The 17,359-nt window shown below is 38.1% G+C and carries 13 protein-coding genes and 1 pseudogene; 12 read left to right on the forward strand and 2 right to left on the reverse strand.

Going from position 1 to position 17,359, the window contains the following annotated elements:
* Nucleotides 1-101: 101 nt before the first annotated feature.
* The 7 genes from map (at nucleotide 102) to JFU50_RS24180 (ending at nucleotide 8,170) form a co-directional block, all read left to right on the forward strand.
* Nucleotides 102-848, forward strand: coding sequence for a type I methionyl aminopeptidase (map, locus tag JFU50_RS24155; protein WP_201224505.1), 747 nt, complete (start codon nucleotides 102-104; stop codon nucleotides 846-848).
* Between the two features lie 263 nt (nucleotides 849-1,111).
* Nucleotides 1,112-1,864, forward strand: coding sequence for a helix-turn-helix transcriptional regulator (locus tag JFU50_RS31820; protein ID WP_056522848.1), 753 nt, complete (start codon nucleotides 1,112-1,114; stop codon nucleotides 1,862-1,864).
* Between the two features lie 154 nt (nucleotides 1,865-2,018).
* Nucleotides 2,019-3,266 carry a GTPase gene (locus JFU50_RS24165; protein ID WP_201184683.1) on the forward strand — a complete coding sequence of 416 codons (1,248 nt, stop codon included), beginning with the start codon at nucleotides 2,019-2,021 and terminating at the stop codon, nucleotides 3,264-3,266.
* A 122-nt stretch (nucleotides 3,267-3,388) separates the two neighbouring features.
* Nucleotides 3,389-4,528, forward strand: coding sequence for an acyl-CoA dehydrogenase family protein (locus JFU50_RS24170; RefSeq protein WP_201184681.1), 1,140 nt, complete (start codon nucleotides 3,389-3,391; stop codon nucleotides 4,526-4,528).
* Between the two features lie 262 nt (nucleotides 4,529-4,790).
* The gene (locus JFU50_RS31050; protein ID WP_242486020.1) at nucleotides 4,791-5,123 is read left to right on the forward strand and encodes a LytS/YhcK type 5TM receptor domain-containing protein; all 333 of its coding nucleotides are present in this window, start codon (nucleotides 4,791-4,793) and stop codon (nucleotides 5,121-5,123) included.
* 41 nt (nucleotides 5,124-5,164) lie between these two features.
* Nucleotides 5,165-6,064 (forward strand): sensor histidine kinase, encoded by a 900-nt coding sequence (locus JFU50_RS24175; protein WP_242489096.1) that lies wholly within the window; start codon nucleotides 5,165-5,167, stop codon nucleotides 6,062-6,064.
* A gap of 117 nt (nucleotides 6,065-6,181) precedes the next feature.
* Complete coding sequence (locus tag JFU50_RS24180; RefSeq protein WP_201184679.1) at nucleotides 6,182-8,170, forward strand: acetoacetate--CoA ligase; 1,989 nt, start codon at nucleotides 6,182-6,184, stop codon at nucleotides 8,168-8,170.
* A gap of 539 nt (nucleotides 8,171-8,709) precedes the next feature.
* Here the strand turns inward: JFU50_RS24180 and JFU50_RS24185 are convergent.
* Complete coding sequence (locus tag JFU50_RS24185) at nucleotides 8,710-9,912, reverse strand: MFS transporter (protein WP_201224507.1); 1,203 nt, start codon at nucleotides 9,910-9,912, stop codon at nucleotides 8,710-8,712.
* 26 nt (nucleotides 9,913-9,938) lie between these two features.
* On the reverse strand, nucleotides 9,939-10,520 hold the full coding sequence (locus JFU50_RS24190) for a TetR/AcrR family transcriptional regulator (protein ID WP_201184675.1): 582 nt from the start codon (nucleotides 10,518-10,520) through the stop codon (nucleotides 9,939-9,941).
* Nucleotides 10,521-11,696: 1,176 nt separating this feature from the next.
* Here JFU50_RS24190 and JFU50_RS24195 point away from each other — a divergent pair.
* The 5 genes and pseudogenes from JFU50_RS24195 (at nucleotide 11,697) to JFU50_RS24215 (ending at nucleotide 17,288) form a co-directional block, all read left to right on the forward strand.
* The gene (locus JFU50_RS24195) at nucleotides 11,697-12,689 is read left to right on the forward strand and encodes a thiamine pyrophosphate-dependent dehydrogenase E1 component subunit alpha (RefSeq protein WP_201224509.1); all 993 of its coding nucleotides are present in this window, start codon (nucleotides 11,697-11,699) and stop codon (nucleotides 12,687-12,689) included.
* A 21-nt stretch (nucleotides 12,690-12,710) separates the two neighbouring features.
* Nucleotides 12,711-13,745 (forward strand): alpha-ketoacid dehydrogenase subunit beta, encoded by a 1,035-nt coding sequence (locus JFU50_RS24200; RefSeq protein WP_053346095.1) that lies wholly within the window; start codon nucleotides 12,711-12,713, stop codon nucleotides 13,743-13,745.
* A gap of 102 nt (nucleotides 13,746-13,847) precedes the next feature.
* Nucleotides 13,848-15,077 carry a dihydrolipoamide acetyltransferase family protein gene (locus JFU50_RS24205; protein ID WP_201224511.1) on the forward strand — a complete coding sequence of 410 codons (1,230 nt, stop codon included), beginning with the start codon at nucleotides 13,848-13,850 and terminating at the stop codon, nucleotides 15,075-15,077.
* Nucleotides 15,078-15,094: 17 nt separating this feature from the next.
* A pseudogene (gene lpdA, locus JFU50_RS24210) lies at nucleotides 15,095-16,476 on the forward strand (dihydrolipoyl dehydrogenase).
* 35 nt (nucleotides 16,477-16,511) lie between these two features.
* On the forward strand, nucleotides 16,512-17,288 hold the full coding sequence (locus tag JFU50_RS24215) for an acetoin reductase (RefSeq protein ID WP_201224515.1): 777 nt from the start codon (nucleotides 16,512-16,514) through the stop codon (nucleotides 17,286-17,288).
* Nucleotides 17,289-17,359 lie beyond the last annotated feature (71 nt).

The raw sequence follows: 17,359 nt of genomic DNA on the forward strand, positions 1-17,359 counted from the left end.
GGTAATTTTACCGGGTTTTTGGTTGCTTTTTATATAAAAAAAGGCATATGATAAATAAGGAGTCTCAATCAGAAAAGATATTAAACGAAAGAGGATTTTAAATGATTACAATAAAAAGTGAACGAGAAATACATTTGATGCATGAAGCAGGAAAGCTTCTTGCTGCGACGCATAGAGAAATCGCTAAAATGATTAAGCCGGGCATTACAACTTGGGAAATTGAAGAGTTTGTCGACAAATATCTAGCAGAGCACGGTGCAACGCCGGAACAAAAGGGCTATAATGGCTACAAATATGCAACTTGTGCATCTGTGAATGATGTAATTTGCCATGGTTTCCCGCAAAAGAAAGCCTTGAAAGAGGGAGACATCGTAACGATTGATATGGTTGTGAATCTTAATGGTGGATTGGCGGATTCAGCGTGGACCTATGCAGTTGGTGAGGTTTCCGAGGAAGCTCAACGTTTGATGGATGTAACAAAAAATGCACTTTATAGAGGCATTGAAGTTGCCCGGGCAGGCAATCGCCTTGGTGACATTGGACATGCGATTCAATCTTATGCAGAAGGCGAAAAATTTTCTATAGTCCGTGATTTCACAGGACACGGTATTGGTAAAACAATGCATGAAGACCCTACTGTTTTACATTATGGTAAACCAGGTAAAGGTGCTCGTCTGAAAGAAGGAATGGTCATAACAATCGAGCCAATGTTGAATGCAGGAACATGGCATATGAAAATGGACCAAGACGGCTGGACCGCTAGAACAACGGACGGCAAACTTTCTGCTCAATATGAACATACTCTTGTTATTACAAAAGAAGCTCCGATTATTTTAACGGAACAATAAGAGTATTTAAAAAAGCAACGACCTAATAATTGGCCGTTGCTTTTTTTATGTCGTAAATATCATTATTTATTAGAAAGAATACCTCGACAGAATATTCTGAATTCTATTCAACCAATAATAGATGAAATCCCAAACTATAGTACTAAGTGGATTAGGTATTAAAAACTTTACTATTATGTGGTAGCACAGGATAATAAGGGGAGGACGAAGAAATATTTATTCTAACGAGTTAACTGATACACAATATAAAGGAGGTTTTGACAGTGAAGAAAGGGGAAAAACTGTCTACAACGGTAGAATCGGTTGGTTTAAGTCAGAGAGAATTTTTAACGATTTTTTTACTGCATTCTTTAACAGTAAAAACAAATTATCCAAGGGCGATTCATCAGGACCTGAAAAATACGTTTACTGGAAAAGTGCATAGCTATGACTACTTATGTAAGATTTCTAATACTCTTGTCGAATCCGGCCATTTATCATTATACACGAACAAGGGAAGAAATTATTATCAAATAACGGAAAAAGGGAAAGAACTTTATAAATGGTACCAGGAGAATTTTCTAGAACGCTTTTCTGAAGTGAAAAATGTCATTGACCGCTTTATGTTCGATTTAAAAGGATCTGGTGAAAACCCTCCGGTTGTGAACGAACTTCCTGAGGAATACCGATCTTATTTCTCGAAAATAATATCCGTAAAGGACTTAGTCCGTTATGTCACATTGAAGGCGGCTTTCAAAAAGAAGCCCATTTATATGGGGGAAATAGGGGACCTGCTTAAAAATCAGTTCGGTTGGATTGCTTCTAACGGGTATTTATACGATTTATCACATGAAATGGAAGAGACCGGCCTGCTTGTTGGCAGATGGGAAAGTGAAAAACGAACAAAACGTTATTTACGAATTACGGATGAAGGACAACATCATTACAAACAGATTGCTGATTCAGCCGCATATCAAGTACAAGAAATTCAAAAATACATGGCCAGTGTGGTTATGTTTCTAAAAGATAAATCCTGACTGAGAAATGAACAATTCGCTCCAGTTCTAGTTTCCTGAAGAACAGATAAATCCCCTTTAGCTGATGTAATGGGATGGTTCGATGAACATGCTTAAGTTGAACCAATCAGGGGTAAATATTATATAAAACAGTTCTTATCAAGGGGGAATTCACATGGTAGAGAAACACGATGAAATGGGCAGTTTGTTTACGTTTATTAAAGGTCAGGTAAATAAATTACCTATTTCAGAATCGAAAAAGAACAAAATGCTCGATCAGCTTTTGAAGCTTAAAACGATGACGGTCGATGCGAGGGAACCGCGGATTGCTCTTGTTGGGAGGCGCGGTTCAGGGAAGTCATCACTGATTAATGCAATGTTTGGCCAAGAACGGCAATACGTTAGCTCCGTTAAATCTGGAACTGGTAAAGGTAAATGGCTTTGGTATCCGAGTGATTCTCAACCTAAAATTCGTCTGCTGGACTCTCGTGGATTGGGTGAGAGTGAGACTCCTACGGAAGACTATGAAGAAGAGACACCAATGGATGAATTAATTAAAGCGGTGACTGAGGAACAGCCGGATGTGTTTCTTTTCTTAATCAAAGCAAAAGAAACGGATTCTCGGATTGAAGAGGATTTACAAGAGTTAAGTAAATTGAGGAAAATTGTGAAAGATAAACATCATTATGATGTGCCAGTAATCTGTGTTATCACCCAGGTAGATGAATTAGATCCGCCACATTATAAACAAGTACCTTTTGATGCCCACCCTAAGAAAAAACAGCATATTGATGAGGCCATCGGTTTAATGGCTAAGCGGTTTAAAGAAAGTGAAATCCCACTATTAAACATCATTCCAATTTGTTCATATATTGATTTTGATGAAAAGGGAATAATTGAATATGACATGCGCTGGAATATAGATTTGCTTTCTGATTACTTAATTGAGGCCTTACCCAGTGAAGCGAAACTAAAGACTGCAAAGGCGATACAGAGCCAATTCGTTAAGAAAAAATTTGCGCGGACTATCGTAGGTACGTTCACGGCCATTGCCAGTCTAATCGGTGCCGAGCCAATCCCTTTTGCTGATTTTCCAATATTGACTGGTATCCAAGGACTGATGATTGTTGTGATTGGTTTTATCGCAGATAAAGATATCAATACGAAAACTGCCAGTGAATTCATCACAGCTTTAGGAATTAACGTCGGAATTGGTTTGCTTGTCAGGGAAGGTGTTCGAGCTGCAGTTCGATTCATTCCAGGTGCTGGTCTTGCTGTTTCAGGTGCGGTAGCGGGAGCTGTTACTTATGGTATTGGTCAAGCTGCCATTGCATATTTCATAGAAAATAAAGATATGAATCAAGCGAAAGAAGCTTATAAGAATGCTAATAAACAATATAAAAATGAAGACATTAACTCTTAATGTACAGATTCAAACTGTAATCACCACTAAAGTGATATGATAAAGGTGAGTTCTAGCAGATGCTGATTCCCCTGCTAGATGGTATAGGATATTGTTTTACATATATAGAAGGGATGATCTTCATGTCGTTTTTTCAATCAGCAGAGCAAAAAGAATATATACAAAAATTAGAGGCGGCGATTAAGTCTTTTTCCGGACGATCTGAAAATCTTGATGAATCAAAAGGCTTTCCTTTTGAAAACATTCAGGAATTAAAGGATTTCGGATATCCTAAATTAACGCTAGCAAAAGAGTATGGAGGTAATGGTGGATCCTTGTATGATTTCCTCCTTAGCCAGGAGAAAATAGCTGAGTATTGTGGTCCAACTGCCTTAGGAATCGGCTGGCATGTAGGAACGGTACTTTCTCTGACTGAAAAAAGACCATGGGAAAAAGAGGTTATGGACGAATTGTTTGATGAAGTGTCCAAAGGTGCCCTCATCAACACGGCAGCATCAGAGGCAGGAACAGGAAGTCCGACACGTGGAGGACGTCCTGAAACGACAGCTATCAAGAAAGGTAATCAATGGGTATTGAATGGCAGAAAAACCTTTACGACCCTATCACCTGTCCTAGATATTTTCCTTGTTACAGCCTGGGTACCTCACGATGAGCAACTTGGCACCTTTTTGGTTCATCGAAACATAAAAGGGATAAGTATAGAAGAAACATGGGATATGATTTCTATGCAGGGTACAGGAAGTCATGATTTAGTGTTAAATGAAGTCATCCTTCCAGATAAGTATTATGTCATGCAAAGCAAACCTGGCAAGAAGAAACCTGAATCATGGCTGTTACATATACCAGCCTGCTATTTAGGAATCGCGATGGCTGCAAGAAATTATGCAGTCGAATTTGCGAAAACTTATTCACCAAATAGCCTGCCGGGACCAATTCGAGATCTTCCTAATGTTCAAAGAATGATTGGAGAAATTGAACTGGAATTAAGTGAAGCACGCCATTTTCTCTATTCTGTCGCGGAAAAATGGGAAACACAAACTGAAAATCATGATGAATTATCGAAAGAGCTGGGTGCGGTTAAGTTATCAGTCGTAAACAAATCAATATCTATCGTTGATAAAGCGATGAGGGTCGTTGGGGCCAAAAGCTTACAACGGACGAACCCATTGCAACGTTATTACAGAGATGTACGTGCGGGACTTCATAATCCTCCAATGGACGATGCAACGATTACTATGCTCGCAAAAGCAGCTCTTTATTAAAGAATTATATTTGTGCTGCACTGAAATGACTGTTTCAGTGCTTTTTTTTTGTCTTTTTTGAGAAGTTCTCACCTATTCATTTTTTAGACTGAATCGACCGCTTCTTGTTTCGTATTCTATTATGTACTTCAGTGTTTTGCGCTTTTCTTTATTGAAAATTACTCAATAATTTTACTAGATTAAAATTCCCTAACTTGTTATGATTTATATGCATTTCAAAATTTTCGCAAAACATTGAAAGTTCGGTGTAGATATGAATCTTATGACCAAAGATTTACTGATTAACTTTTTATTAATTCTTCTTCCCATCTTTTTATTGCAAATGGTGTATCTAGTGAAATACGTGTACCGTTTAGATGCATTAAAAGGATGGTTCTTAGCCATTTTTCCTATTCTTTCACTTGTTCTATGTATGTTATTTCCAGTAGTAATAGAAGAACACTTTGTTTGGGATCTCCGATGGATTCCATTTCTTTTAGGTGGTTTATATGGAGGTTATCGATTAAGTTTTTTATTAATAGCTATCACTCTTATTATTCGATATTTGTCGGGGGAGAAAATGGATTTTATATTTCATGCATCACTTTTCCGTTAATTGGTATTTCAATATCTTTTCTTTCTAAATACTATTTACAAATGTCTGTATTCAAAAAAAATATCGTTGGTATTTTATTAATCTTTACTGTTCAGATTCTTACACAGTTTATTGCAACACAAATATTTGGAATCAATATAGGTATAAGTTTATGGAAACAATACTTTATAATCCAAGTCGTTGGCATTGTTATTGTGATTATTCTGTGGGAGGCCATCCTTGCGAATTTTCAGATTTTAGAAAAATTAGCAAAAGCAGAAAAGTTACAAATCGTAAGTCACCTTGCTGCAAGTATTTCACATGAAGTTCGTAATCCCCTAACAGTAACTAGAGGATATATTCAAATGTTACAAGAGGAAGTTTCTTCGCAAACAAAGGTAAAGTATGCAAATATCGCTTTGAGGGAATTAGATCGAGCTACAGAAGTCATTAATGATTATTTAACGTTTGCAGCAACAACCCCTGAAAATAAAGAACACTTAAGAGTGTCCGATGAGATTCAGCATGCGGTAAATATTATTAAGCCCTTGGCAAACATGAATGGAATAGACATAAAATTATCGCTTTTGGAAGATGACGCTTATTATATCATAGGAGAAAGAAAAAAATTTCAACAGTGCTTGTTTAATATTTTAAAAAACGGCATCGAATCGATGCAAGTTAATGGTGAACTATACATACATTTAATCCATCACGCCCCAACTCTCCAAATTAAGATTCAAGATAAAGGCGTTGGCATGACAAAAGAACAAATAAGCCGCTTAGGTGAGCCTTATTTTACGACAAAAGAAAAAGGGACAGGACTAGGTATGATGGTTTCTTATAGTATTATTAAAAGTATGAATGGAACTATTAGTGTGTCAAGTGTGAAAGGGAAAGGAACTTGCTTCTGTATTAAACTTCCTATTCATAGAAACGAAAGTGATAGATTAAAGAATTAATCCATCCTAAGTTTGAGTGAATTGACGGTTTTGAGAGAATACTTTATCATTTAATTAAACTACCAATTATATGAAATAATTCAATAATGCATTTGATGCCAAAGGGAGATGATTTAAATGAAAACGCTTGCAGATGGACAAATCATTTGGGAACCGAGTAAAGAACAAATCGATCAGACGGTATTGAGTCATTACGTGAATTGGTTAAAGGAAAAGAAAGGTTTGGCGTTTCATAATTATCATGAGCTATGGAAATGGTCGGTTTATGAGCTAGAGAACTTCTGGGCGTCAATATGGGATTTTTGTGAAGTAAAAGCTGAAAGAAAATATGACAAGGTTTTAGCAGATAATTCGATGCCGGGTGCAAAGTGGTTTGAAGGATCGAGACTCAATTATGCAGAGAATGCATTATCGAATGATCAAGAAGATAAAACGGCGATTTTTTTCCGTTCCGAGCATATCAAGAAGCAAGAGGTAAGCTGGAAAGAGCTGAAAGAAAAAGTTGCCTCTGTCGCTCATTCATTAAGGAAACTTGGTGTGAAATCGGGTGACCGTGTTGTGGCCTATATGCCAAATATCCCTGAAACCGTCATAGCGTTCTTGGCAACAGCAAGTATAGGCGCCATCTGGTCGAGTTGTTCACCCGACTTCGGGGCAAGAAGTGTCATTGACCGCTTTAAGCAAATTGAACCGGTTGTTTTACTTGCAATTGACGGGTATCAGTATAATGGGAACGTGTATGATAAAACCTCAGTTGTTTCGCAGCTGCAAAAGGAAATAGCCACTATCAAGCATACAGTGTTGATTCCGTACATAGATAAAACGAACTTTGAGGTAAATCTGAAGAAAATAATTCCATGGTCAACCCTTCTAAACGAATCAGCGGATCTATCTTTTGAAAGTGTTCCATTCGATCACCCGCTTTGGATCCTCTATTCATCAGGTACAACCGGAATGCCAAAACCGATTGTACAGGGGCATGGGGGCATTTTATTGGAGCATTTTAAATCCACACGATTGCATCAAAGTATGACTTCCGAAGATACCGTTTTCTGGTTCACAACGACAGGTTGGATGATGTGGAACCTGCTAATGGGTGGTTTGCTTAATGGAGCGACAATAGTTCTTTATGACGGTAGTCCTTCCTTCCCTAACATGGATACTCTTTGGGAATTGGCTGAAGATACAGGCATGACATTCTTTGGAACAAGTGCCCCTTTTCTAACGAATTCTATGAAATTAGGAATCAAGCCAATGGAAAAATATAATCTATCGAAATTGAAAGCTCTTTTTTCTACAGGAGCTCCTTTATCAGGTGACGGATACAAGTGGGTATATGGAAATGTTAAAAAGGATATCTGGCTCAGTTCATCGAGTGGCGGAACAGATGTCTGTGCCGGATTTGTAGGAGGTGTGCCTACATTACCCGTTAGAATTGGCGAAATACAGGGACGGGCATTAGGTGTTCATGTCGAAGCCTTTGATGAACAAGGCCAATCTTTAATTAATGATGTCGGAGAACTGGTCATTACCAAACCGATGCCATCCATGCCGCTTTATTTCTGGAATGACAAAGATGGGATAAGATACTACGAGAGTTATTTTGATACGTATCCTGGTATTTGGAAACATGGTGATTGGATAAAAATTGACGATAAAGGCAGTTGTATCATTTATGGACGTTCCGATTCGACGATTAATCGTTCTGGAGTACGTATGGGTACAAGTGATATTTACCGGGTTGTTGAAGCGATTGAAGAGGTAATGGAAAGTCTTGTAATTGATAGAGAAGTGCTAGGGCGTGGTTCTTCCTTACTGATGTTTGTTGTTCTTAAGTCTGGCAACAGTCTAGACCCTACCCTGAAAGCAAAAATTAAGGAACAAATTAGAGGGAATGTTTCTCCTCGTTTTATCCCAGACCAAATTTATGTCATTGAGCAAATACCAAAAACATTGAACGGAAAGAAAATGGAAGTTCCGATTCGCAAAGTACTATTAGGTTTTGAGTTTGATAAGGTAGTGAATCCAGACTCTATGGGCAATCCTGAATCGCTTCAATTTTTCAAAGATTTAGCATTTGAATTAAATGAGGAAAAAATATTCTAAGAATACTGTGGCTTTAAAATAGAGTCGTGATGTTTAAAAAATGTTCCGATGAAGAGTGGTTAGATAAGATATCCTGTTTAATGCAGGATATTTTTTATTTAACGAAAGTAGTAGGTTGGTGAAAAAAGAGGGAAGTAACTTTTTTCTTAGAAGACAAGGTAGGATAGAGACAACGGAAGAGAAAAATTTGTTATCCATAAGATTGATGAAGAAGTCTCTTTGAGATTATTAAATGAAGATGACGCAGAAGGATTTTATATATAAAAAATGGCTCGGTTGGCTCGACAGCGGGAGAAGCTAAAAGGGTAAAGAAGTACCTAAAACACGTTTTAAATCTACATTCTGACTCAACGGATATTTATTAGTAGATAAGATCAAAACCCCTTGTTCAATATGGACAAAGGGTTTTGATACAAATAAAAGTATAACTTTTCGAGTTAGAAAAATTGTCAATCTCCACAAGGAAAGCTACTTTGTATGATCATCGCAGGAAAAAACCTGGGTTTTTGATTGTTCAAAGGCTCCCTGTGCTTTTCTAATTATTTCGCTAAGCTTTCTGCCAATCGGTTTTCTTTCCAAATGACTGTAATACCAAGGCCAATGACGATAATGACAGCAGCGAAAAGATAAGGATAGTGGATGTTTATGTCAAATAGTAATCCTCCCATAGATGGCCCGGCGATATTCCCTAAGCTCGTATAGGTTGAGTTCATTCCAGCAACAAATCCTTGCTCTTTCCCGGCAGCTTTTGATAAAAATGTCGTCAATGCCGGACGAAGCAAGTCAAATGCAAGGAAGATGAAGCAAGTTACCACAAGAACTGCCAAAAAGCTAGAGATCATAGTGGACGCTACCGCAAAAATTGCACCGACGATTAAACATAATTGGATAAGCTTTTTTTCGCCAAGGATATCTACCAGTTTTCCAAACATAAATACTTGCACAACAACTCCGAAAATAGAGCTTATTGTAATGATAATTGCAATATCCTTCGGCGTGAAGCCGAATTTATGATCAGAAAATAGGCTAAAAACAGTTTCATAGGCCGATAAACCAAAAGCGAGTACAAATACAATGATGAACGCAATAAAGTAAAGTGGATTAAGTGATCTTTTTAAATCACCAATAAAGTTTGTTTGCTTTGTATTAGCAGAAACTTTTGCAAGCTGTTCCTTTGTCATCGGCTCTTTTAAAATGAATATTGATGAAAGGCATGCTAAAAAAGCAATGGCCGCTGCCAGGAAGAAGGGTAAGCGTATACCAAATTCTGCAATAAAGCCACCGATCCCAGGTCCTATTATAAAGCCCAAGCTAATGGCGGCTGAAATATAGCCCATTGCTTTTGGCCTTTCTTGAACAGATGTAATATCTGCAACATATGCAGTAACACCTGGCATAATAAAGGCGGCACTGATTCCCCCTAGGATCCTTGATAAATAAAACACGGATACGTTCGTGCCTACACCAAAGATAAGTTCTGAAACACCAAAAAGGAATAATCCGATAATGATGATTTTCTTTCTGCCGTAACGGTCAACCCAACGACCCGCGAATGGTGACATAACAAGCTGTGATACCGCAAATATAGCAACAAGATAGCCCATCGTACTTCCTGATAAATGCATGATATTCATAAATGACGGCATAACGGGGATAATGAGTCCAATTCCCAGAAAAGCAATGAATATATTGCTTAGAAGAATAATTAATACCGCCTTTTGTTCTTTTATTGTTTTCTCCATGTATCAACACCTCCTTTCTTTATGAATCATTGATGTGAAATACCTCTCCAAAATACTGTCCAAGAGGCTTCTAATTTATCCTTCAGCCGCTTCTCATCATTGCCATATACAAGCTCCAGCAAAATAGAATCGACTACTCCTAAGAAGGCAAAGGTCGGCGTTTTTGATACATCTCCGACTATTACTTTAGCATCGATCCAATCCTGAAATTTACTTTCCAGTATCACCTGCACCTTATCTTCTATATCGATTACTTCCTTTTCGATTGCTTTCGCAAGATGTGCTGGCGGAAAAAAAGACATACGTAGCCAAAACTTTAACTGCTCATTTTTTTGGAAAAGATCGATTACCAATTGTAGAAATCCGTATAAATCTGATTTAGGATTTTGTGAATCAATTTCACTGAAATATTGGAGTTTTGAAGATAATTCAGTCTCTTTAGCATCACGTAAAACTTGTAGAAAAAGATCATCCTTTCCTTTAAAATGTGCGTAAATGGATTGCTTTTTCATGCCGACTTCTTCAGCTATTAGAGAAAGGGATGCTCCTTCATAACCATGAATTGTAAAATATTTTAGAGCTGCCTCCTTAATTTCATTGCTTTTCAATAAAATCACCTCGAATCTAACGAACGTTCGTCAGTTATATTAGCAAATTAAATAAACATAAGCAAGTGGAAAATATATTTAGATATCTAAACAAATAATTTAATGTTAAATACTTTAGTAATAATAAATATTGTAATACAGATTATTATGTCAGGTATCGACTTACATAACCAAACGGGCCCTATCTGTAATATAGTGCGACGCGGTAATGCAGAACGATCTTCAACCTAACAGGTGGATTTACTTCTATTACAGGGTTGCTACGCAACTTTTTTTATAAGTTGAGGTAATTTACTTATTATGGGAATCCGAACGATACTGAGAAATATGTTACAAAAGCATCTTAAATATCAACTTTTGAATAGCGACGAACTAAATATTTGCTTTGGTCTGACTAGACAATTTGAATTTGATAGTAGTTGTCTACCGTTATCGCCACTGCCTCTTACCAAAGAGGTAGAACGATAGGTATTTATTTCTTTGCAATATCCAGAAATACTAATCCAAAAAAAGCGTACGAAGAATTTAATAATTCAGTTTTACCTGCCATGGATTCAAGAACAAACAACAAAATCAGATACAGCAATTTTAGGTATAGAAGAATTAATAATCGAACGGAATGAAAAATACATATATTTCATAATGTGAGATTTCTATAATAACCATCTAAAGGTAGGTGGAATCGACGTCTTCTTCAACTTAACGGTGCTTTACTTCAATATCCGGAGCAGGTCAGCAGCACTTTTATGGAACTAACGGGGGCTTTAGCAGAAGAAGGTTCAATGAAATAATCAAACTTTTTTCAAAATGGAGTCTTTGTGTTAACAACCAAATAAGGTTACTTTTTATCAAACTTTATTACAAAGCTACAAATACAGGCGGAGCAAAATGGATCCGTCTTTTTTTGTCCCCATCTCTATTAGTTTTTGAACTGCTATTTAATAGTACCTATCAATTTTGCATGCTAAATCATGTTACATACATTCTATATGAAAAATTCTAAAACCCCCTTTTATCATTTTTTGTTTAAAACGAGACAAAACGAGACAACATTCTCATTTTGTCTCGTTTTGTTTCTTTAGAAAATAGATAAATTCCTAATATAGCGAATTTTCATTTTGGCACGTAAATTGCACTATATATTATTGACTCATTATTAAGATTGGGGGCTGGAATATGGAAACGATTCAAACTAAAGAAATTCAGTTATCACAGGACAAGGCTTATTGGATGTACAAAAAAATGCTTGAGATTAGAAAATTCGAAGACCAAGTTCATGAATCATTTGCTAAGGGAATCTTACCAGGATTTGTTCATTTGTATGCTGGGGAGGAAGCGGTGGCAGTAGGCGTGTGTGCCCACCTTACAGAAAAGGACAGCATTACAAGCACTCATCGGGGTCATGGTCACTGTATAGCTAAAGAATGCGACCTAAATGGAATGATGGCCGAAATCTACGGGAAAGTAACAGGTCTTTGTAAAGGAAAAGGCGGTTCCATGCATATAGCCGATTTAGATAAAGGAATGTTAGGCGCAAACGGTATTGTCGGAGGAGGCTTTCCACTTGCTTGTGGTGCAGCATTAACTGCCAAGTATAAAAAAACTGATCATGTAAGTGTATGTTTTTTTGGAGATGGTGCTAATAATCACGGCACTTTTCATGAAGGGATCAATCTTGCGGCTATTTGGAATCTTCCTGTTGTTTTTATTGCTGAAAACAATGGTTATGGTGAAGCCACACCTTTTAATTATGCTTCTAGCTGCAAAACAATAGCCGATCGTGCGATAAGCTACAATATCCCGGGAGTTCGAGTGGATGGGAAGGATGTAATTGCTGTTTATCAGGCAGCAGAAGAAGCAGTTCAAAGAGCTCGCAGAGGAGAAGGTCCTTCATTAATAGAATGCGTAACCTATAGAAATTATGGACACTTCGAGGGCGATGCTCAGAAATATAAAAAAGAACAAGACAAGAAAGAACATAAACAAGAAAAAGATGCTATTGCTCAATTTAGAAAATACTTACTGAATCAGAATCTGTTAGCTTCAACTGAATTGGTTTCCCTCGAGAATTCAGTTGAAGAGGCAATTAAACAAGCTGTTAAGTTTAGTGAAGAAAGCCCATATCCAGAGGCTTCCGATTTATTAAACGATGTTTATGTTTCTTATTAAACAATAAAAGGAGGAATTGAGATGAGTAGAAAAATCAGTATGTCACAAGCAATAAATGAAGCAATGGCGCTCGCAATGAGAAAAGATGAAAATGTCATTCTTATGGGAGAGGATGTAGCCGGCGGAGCAGAAGTTGATCATCTTCAAGATGACGAAGCATGGGGTGGTGTTTTAGGGGTTACAAAAGGATTAGTGCAAGAATTTGGTCGTGACCGGATTTTAGATACACCGATTGCCGAAGCAGGGTATATGGGAGCCGCTATGGCAGCAGCTTCTACGGGATTACGTCCGATTGCAGAGTTAATGTTTAACGATTTTATTGGGAGTTGTTTAGATGAGGTTTTAAATCAAGGGGCCAAGTTCCGTTATATGTTTGGAGGAAAAGCGCAAGTTCCTGTTACGATTCGTACGATGCATGGCGCAGGATTTAGGGCAGCAGCTCAGCATTCGCAAAGCTTATATGCCTTGTTTACAAGTATTCCGGGACTGAAAGTAGTTGTCCCCTCTTCCCCTTATGATGCAAAAGGGCTGTTACTCTCAGCTATCGAGGATAATGATCCAGTAATCTTTTTTGAAGATAAAACGCTATATAACATGGTAGGTGAGGTACCAGAAGGTTATTATACGATTCCAATCGGAAAAGCAGAAATAAAACGGTCTGGTTCAGATTTAACCATCGTTGCTATCGGTAAACAAGTTCATACGGCAATGGATGCTGCTGAACAACTTGCTGGTAGAGGCATTGAAGTTGAAATTGTTGATCCAAGGAGCTTGTCACCGCTGGATGAAGAATCGATTCTTTCCTCCGTCGCAAAAACAAACCGTCTTATTGTGATGGATGAAGCAAATCCAAGGTGCAGCGTGGCCACAGATATTGCAGCATTGGTCGCGGATAAAGGATTTGATACGCTTGATGCGCCAATAAAAAGAATTACTGCACCACATACGCCGGTACCTTTTTCTCCACCACTAGAAGATATCTATCTACCTACACCAGAGAAAGTAATTAAAGTTGTATCAGAATTGTTAGGAGAACCATCTATTCTTAGGGTGTAAGTAAAAATGAAAAAGGCTCCACCTTTTTGGCATTGATCCTCGAAAGTTGGAGCCTGAAACCAATGATAGGCAAAGAAACAAAGCTGAAGGGAGAAAAAAGACATGGCTGTTGAAGTAGTAATGCCGAAATTAGGCATGGCAATGAAAGAAGGTACTGTTTCGGAATGGAGTAAGGGAGTCGGCGATACTGTAGAAAAGGGCGAAGCAATAGCCAGCATTAATTCTGAGAAAATAGAAATGGATATCGAGTCGCCGTCAGAAGGTACGATACTAAACATAGCTGTACCAGAAGGACAAGGCGTCCCTCCTGGAACAGTTATCTGTTATATCGGAAATCCGAATGAAAACGTATTGGTTAATGAGCCTGTTGCTGAAGAAATCAAGCCGGAAAACCACAAAAAAGAAACACAGAAAAATCCAGATCTACCTAATTTGCCAATTAGTAAAAATGTGGATCGTGTGATGATTACCCCTGTTGCACGTAAAATGGCACAGGCCGCTAATCTTGATATTGAGAAAATTCAAGGCACTGGACCGGGTGGAAGAATTACTAAAGATGATGTACAGAAAGCAATTAAGAGACCTGAATCAAAGCCTGAAAATAAAGAAGATAGTATCTTAATCCCTGCGCAATCTATAGAGAAAACACAGGAGATTCCTGTAAACGGAATGCGGAAAATTATTGCCACACGTATGCAGGATAGCTTACAAAGTAGTGCTCAATTAACTCTTACGATGAAGGCAGATGTAACCGCTTTAATCAAATTGCAAAGACAAGCTACAGAAATTATTCAAAAACATGATGATAGTAAACTGACGGTCACAGACTTTGTTGCCAAAGCTGTCGTCCATTCATTAAAAGATCACCCTAAAATGAACAGTGCTTATGTAGAAGATAAAATCCATTTATTTGAGCATGTACATCTTGGATTAGCTGTTGCCTTGGAAAAGGGGTTAGTTGTTCCAGTTATAAGAAATGCGGATGTCTGTACACTAAAGCAGTTATCGAAGAAAGGAAAGGAACTAGCTAAGCTTGCTCGTGAAGGTCAATTGCCATCTGAAGAAATGAATGGCTCTACTTTTACGATCAGCAATTTGGGAGCATACGGTGTAGAACACTTCACGCCGATTTTAAATACCCCGGAAACAGGAATTCTTGGAATTGGCTCTGCTTATGATACTCCGCTCTATATTGAAGATACGTTGGAAAGAAGAACTATTTTGCCACTCAGTTTAACCTTTGATCATCGTGTCTTAGATGGGGCTCCTGCTTCTGCCTTTTTACAAACAATAAAAAGATATTTAGAAGAGCCAATGACTATGCTTTTATAGAAAAAGGAGGAAATCTCTTGAATCGTATAGCAATTATCGGAGGAGGTCCTGCTGGGTATGTAGCGGCAATTACTGCTGCCCAGCAGGGAAAAGAAGTGATACTGGTTGTCGATGGGCCACTTGGAGGAACCTGTTTAAACGAAGGATGCATGCCAACGAAGTCTTTGTTAGAAAGTGCTGATACGTATGAGTTGGTGAAAAATGCAGGTGAATTGGGAATCCGTCTCCCATCTAACACAATTGATATCGATTGGGAAGTGGTGCAGAAACGAAAGAAAGCTATTGTGTCGACACTTGTCCAAGGCGTTCATTATTTAATGAAAAAAATAAAATAAAAGTAATTCAAGGAAGAGCTTCTTTAATAACGAACCACCAACTTCGGATAGAAAATGACAATAAATATGAAGAGATTGAAGCTAGTAAAATCATTATTTCTACAGGTTCCGAACCGATTCCATTACCATTTGCACCGTTCGATGGTAAATGGATCATCCATAGTGGCCAAGCCATGTCACTCCCTTCTATTCCTACTTCACTTTTGATTATTGGAGGCGGAGTCATTGGATGCGAGTTTGCAAGTATTTATAGCCGGATGGGCACTAAGGTTACAATCGTTGAGATGGGTGAAAAGCTGCTCCCAGGGGAAGATGAAGATATCTCAGCCGTCCTACATAAAGAATTGGAAAGCCAAGGGGTAATAATCCATGCCTCCACATCTGTCAAAGACATGAATACCAATAATAAGAAAGTATTTTTAGATAAAGGTGATGGCAGTATTGACGAAGTTCATGCCGATTACGTACTTGTTTCAATAGGGAGAAAGCCTAGAGTAAACGGAATGGACCTAGAGCGGAATGGTATTGATTTTTCCAAACATGGTATTTCTGTAAATAATCAAATGCAAACAAGTAATTCTTCAATATATGCCTGTGGTGATGTGATTGGTGGAATCCAACTTGCACATGTAGCTTTTCATGAGGGAAGAGTAGCTGCTCTGAATGCCTGTGGACACGAGACTAAAGTAAATTATCGAGCAATTCCTCGATGTATTTATACTTCCCCTGAGATTGCTAGCGTAGGATTGACGGAAACAGAAGCAAGAAATAAATATGGTGATATTAAAGTTGGAGAATTTCCTTTTTCCGCAAATGGAAAAGCGCTTATTTCTAACAAACAGATTGGAAAGGTCAAAGTCGTAGTAGATCCTCAATTTAATGAGATACTGGGGTTTTCCATCGTTGGCCCACACGCGACAGAAATAATTGGTCAAGGAACGGTCATGCTCCATGCGGAAATTACGACTGATATTATGGAAGATCTAATAGCAGCGCACCCAACCTTGTCGGAGTGCATACATGAGGCATTATTAAGCGTTAGTGGCCAAGCAGTGCATACTTAAATGAACTGAATCCTATTGAATTGGGGGTATTTTGTATGGTTATTAGTCATCGAACAGCGATTGTCACTGGTTCAGGTCGTGGAATTGGACGTGCGATTGCATTGAGACTAGCTCAAGATGGATTGAATGTGGTGATTAACGACGTCAATTTGGATAGCGCCGAATCGGTTGTAAACGAAATTAAGGAACTTGGACGTGAAAGCTTTGCAGTGAAAGCTGATGTAAGTAAAAGAAATGAAGTATTCAATATGGTTGATCAAGTTGTGGATCATTTTGGACAACTTGATGTTATGGTTTCAAATGCAGGAATTGCCCAAATTAAACCATTGCTTGAAGTGACTCAGGAAGACCTTGAACAGATTTTTAGTATAAATGTAAATGGTGTGCTTTTTTGTCTGCAAGCGGCTGCTGAGCAAATGAAAAAGCAAGAAGGCGGGAAAATTATTAGTGCTGCCAGTATAGCTAGTTACAAAGGGTTTAGCCTACTAGGAACTTACTCAGCAACTAAATTTGCCGTTAGAGGCATTACACAAGCGGCAGCACAAGAATTGGCTCAGTTTGGAATTACGGTAAATGCATACTGTCCAGGTATCGTCGGTACACAAATGTGGGATCTTATCGATGAAAAAATGGGGCAATATATGAATCTGGGAAAAGGAGAAGCATTTAAAAAGTTTTCGGATTCTATTACCTTGGGACGACCTGAGACCCCAGAGGATGTTGCGAAGTTTGTATCGTATCTCGCCTCACGAGATTCTGACTATATGACAGGACAATCTATCATGATTGATGGAGGCGTCATTTTTTCATAAAAACAAGCATTATAGGAATAGGCATTACGCATAAATGATTAATAAGTAAGCTTCACGTGAATGATCATGTG

Origin of the sequence: Peribacillus sp. TH14 (assembly GCF_016651145.1) — a bacterium.
Lineage (GTDB): Bacteria > Bacillota > Bacilli > Bacillales > DSM-1321 > Peribacillus > Peribacillus butanolivorans.